This is a genomic window from Halopseudomonas pachastrellae, from assembly GCF_900114765.1.
GTDB classification, from domain to species: domain Bacteria; phylum Pseudomonadota; class Gammaproteobacteria; order Pseudomonadales; family Pseudomonadaceae; genus Halopseudomonas; species Halopseudomonas pachastrellae.
Map to the genome: position 1 here is coordinate 1 of NZ_FOUD01000044.1, position 3,193 is coordinate 3,193.

General features: G+C 60.8%; 3 protein-coding genes. 1 reads left to right on the forward strand and 2 read right to left on the reverse strand.

Translation table 11 applies throughout. The annotated features are described in order from the left end of the window. Nucleotides 1-157: 157 nt before the first annotated feature. Nucleotides 158-1,264 (reverse strand): ABC transporter ATP-binding protein, encoded by a 1,107-nt coding sequence (locus BM116_RS18480; RefSeq protein WP_083729459.1) that lies wholly within the window; start codon nt 1,262-1,264, stop codon nt 158-160. Between the two features lie 4 nt (nt 1,265-1,268). Continuing rightward, nucleotides 1,269-2,174, reverse strand: coding sequence for an ornithine carbamoyltransferase (gene argF / locus BM116_RS18485; protein ID WP_083729461.1), 906 nt, complete (start codon nt 2,172-2,174; stop codon nt 1,269-1,271). A 499-nt stretch (nt 2,175-2,673) separates the two neighbouring features. Between argF and grxD the strand changes: the two genes are divergently transcribed. Then, nucleotides 2,674-2,994 carry a Grx4 family monothiol glutaredoxin gene (gene grxD / locus BM116_RS18490; RefSeq protein WP_083729463.1) on the forward strand — a complete coding sequence of 107 codons (321 nt, stop codon included), beginning with the start codon at nt 2,674-2,676 and terminating at the stop codon, nt 2,992-2,994. Nucleotides 2,995-3,193: the final 199 nt, after the last annotated feature.

Consider the following 3,193-nt stretch of genomic DNA (forward strand, 5'->3'; position numbering starts at 1 on the left):
GTTGCTGAGTATCGCCTATGGCGTACTCAAATCAGGTAAGCCCTTCGACCCAGCATTGGCCATTGCGCACTAAGTTGGAAGACGGTATCTACGGTGTGGTTTGGTCCGTAGGGCGGATTAAGCGCAGCGTATCCGCGGGGTCCTGCTGCGGGTGACGTCAGGCTGACTGGTTGGCGTTGAGGACTTGCTCCAGCGGCAGCTGGGCGTGCAGGTTGACGCTGCCTTGGGCCGGGAAGAGCACGAGGTGCTCGGCGGCGACGCGCAGGCCGACTTCATCGCCGGGCTGGTGGTCGGCGTGGCTCGGGAACAGCGCTTCCAGCTGGGTGCCGGTAGAGAGCTGCAGGCGGTAGAGGATGGTCGCACCCTGAAAGGTACGGTCGATTACGCGGGCGCGCAGGGCGCTGCTGGCGTCACCCACCAGGTCATCCGGGCGCAGCAGCACGTCGACCGGGCTGCCCTCTGGCATCGGGTAGGCGCGGTTGCCCTGAATAACGCCAAGCTCGGTAGCAACGGTATCGCGGGCCTGCATATGGCCGCGGATAAAGTAGCCCTGGCCGATAAAGCTGGCGACAAAGGGCGTGGCGGGTTCGTGATACAGATTGTAGGGCGTATCCCATTGCTGCAGGTGCCCATCTTTCAGCACGCCGACCTGATCGCACACCGCAAAAGCCTCGGCCTGATCATGGGTGACCAGCATGGCGCTGATGCCTCGGGATTTGAGAATATCGCGCACCTCGGCAGACAGCCGGCGGCGCAGCTCGCCATCTAGATTGGAGAAGGGCTCGTCCAACAGCAACAGGCGCGGGTTGGGGGCCATTGCTCGGGCCAGGGCCACGCGTTGCTGCTGGCCGCCGGACAGCTCGTGCGGGTAACGCCGCCCGAGCTTGTCGAGTTTGACCAGCGAGAGCAGCTCATCGACAACCCGCTTGCGGTCGGGCGAGGTATGAATACCAAAGCCCACATTCTCCGCCACGCTCAGGTGCGGGAAGAGCGCATAGTCCTGAAATACCATGCCAATTTGGCGCTGTTCCGGGGCAACCCGGTGCTGCGCGGTGCTTAGCGCCTTGCCATCGAGCAGGATGCTGCCGCCGCTGATGGGCTCAAAGCCGGCAATGGCCCGGAGAGTCGTTGTCTTGCCGCAGCCAGAGGGGCCCAGCAGGCAGCCGATATCGCCCTCACGCAGGTGGATGCTCAGCGCGTTGACGATCAACTGCTGGCCGTAGCCGCATTCAAGAGAGTCGAGCTCCAGCACCGGCGTGGTCATGGCGTTACTCAACCAGCAAAAATTCGACCAGCGCTTTCTGCGCGTGCAGGCGGTTTTCTGCCTGATCCCAGACCACGCTGCGCGGGTCTTCCATCAGCGCGTCGCTGACTTCTTCGCCACGGTGGGCGGGCAGACAGTGCATGAACAGCACCGACTCGTCGGCCGCATCCAGCATCGCCGGGGTTACCTGATAAGGCGCAAACTGCTTGAGGCGCGCTTCGGCTTCATCTTCCTGGCCCATGGATGCCCAAACGTCGGTGTTGACCAGGTGAGCGCCGGCGACGGCCTCCATCGGGTCGCGCATTACGGTTACGCGGTCGCCAGCCTGATCCAGGAACTGCTGGGCCGGCTCGTAGCCTTCGGGGCAGGCAACGCGCAGATTGAAATCAAACTGGATGGCCGCCTGAATAAAGGTGTTGCACATGTTGTTGCCGTCGCCGATCCAGGCCACGGTCTTGCCCTTGATCGCGCCGCGATGCTCCAGATAGGTCTGCATGTCGGCCAGCAGCTGGCAAGGGTGCAGGTCATCGCTCAGGCCGTTGATGATCGGCACTTTGGAGTACTGGGCGAAGGTTTCCAGTGTCTCGTGGGCAAAGGTGCGAATCATGATGGCGTCGCACATGCTGGACAGCACACGGGCGCTGTCTTCGATCGGCTCGCCGCGGCCCAGCTGGGTGTCGCGCGGCGACAGAAAGATAGCCTGGCCGCCCAAGTGAATCATGCCCGCCTCGAACGAGACGCGGGTACGGGTGGACGCCTTCTCGAAGATCATCCCCAGCACGCGGTTTTTCAACGGCTCATACACCACGCCCTGGCGATGCAGGGATTTGAGCTCGATACCGCGTTTGATCAGGCTGATGAGCTCGGCTTCCGAGCAGTCCATCAACGATAGAAAGTGCCGTGTAGTCATACTAGTAACCTCGGTCGCTTTACGACCGGAAATACGTCGCCGTACCAGAGAGCCTGACGGCCTGGTAACAGCCACAGTAATAATGAGAAGCAGGGATCTTATAGGGAAAATCCGGCCCGTGGCAAATGGGCCTTGGTCGCAGAGGCTTTTGCGCCTCAGCAGGATGCAGGACTTTAGGAAGCGCTGATTAATTCCACACGCCTTCTGGCGTTCCGGCCGGTCCGCAATCAAGGCGTGGTTTCGAAGGCATGTCGGGACCTGTCGAGAAATCACAACGCAGGGTGCTGACCGGCCTGAACGCCCCGCAGGGCGAGCGCTCAAGCATGCATCTGCGGCGTTGCGCTGCTTGCCAATAGAACCACTATTGGCTGCACACCGCGCCTTGCGTCTGCACACTTGAGCACTCGCAGAGGGCGTGTGGAATTGATCAGAGCTTCCTTTACGTTAGAATGGCGCATCTGCAAGGCGCCAGAACGCCGACAACCTCATGAGGAATGCAATGGACATCATCGATACCATCAAAGAACAGATCGCCAACAACCCGGTACTGATCTACATGAAAGGTGCGCCGAACGCCCCGCAGTGCGGCTTCTCTGCCCGCGCCTCACAAGCGCTGATGGCCTGCGGTGAAAAGTTTGCCTACGTAGACATTCTGCAAAACCCGGAAATCCGCGCAAGCCTGCCGGGCTACGCCAACTGGCCGACCTTTCCGCAGCTGTGGATCAACGGCGAACTGGTAGGCGGCAGCGATATTATTCTGGAGCTGCACGAGTCTGGTGAGCTGCAAACCATGGTCAAGGCAGCCCAGCCCGCCGCCTGATCGCAGCCGCTTAGCCAGCAAAAACGCCCGAAAGCGAAAGCCTTCGGGCGTTTTTTATTGTGTTTCCACACCGAGTAACCCAGGAAAACGGACGCCGCGCTGTGCCGTAGATACCGTCTTCCAACTTAGTGCGCAATGGCCAATGCTGGGTCGAAGGGCTTACCTGATTTGAGTACGCCATAGGCGATACTCAGCAACT

Coding starts and splice junctions, on each gene's coding strand:
- BM116_RS18480 (WP_083729459.1), bottom strand. CDS start 1,264: ATGACCACGCCGGTGCTGGAGCTCGACTCTCTTGAATGCGGCTACGGC.
- argF (WP_083729461.1), bottom strand. CDS start 2,174: ATGACTACACGGCACTTTCTATCGTTGATGGACTGCTCGGAAGCCGAG.
- grxD (WP_083729463.1), top strand. CDS start 2,674: ATGGACATCATCGATACCATCAAAGAACAGATCGCCAACAACCCGGTA.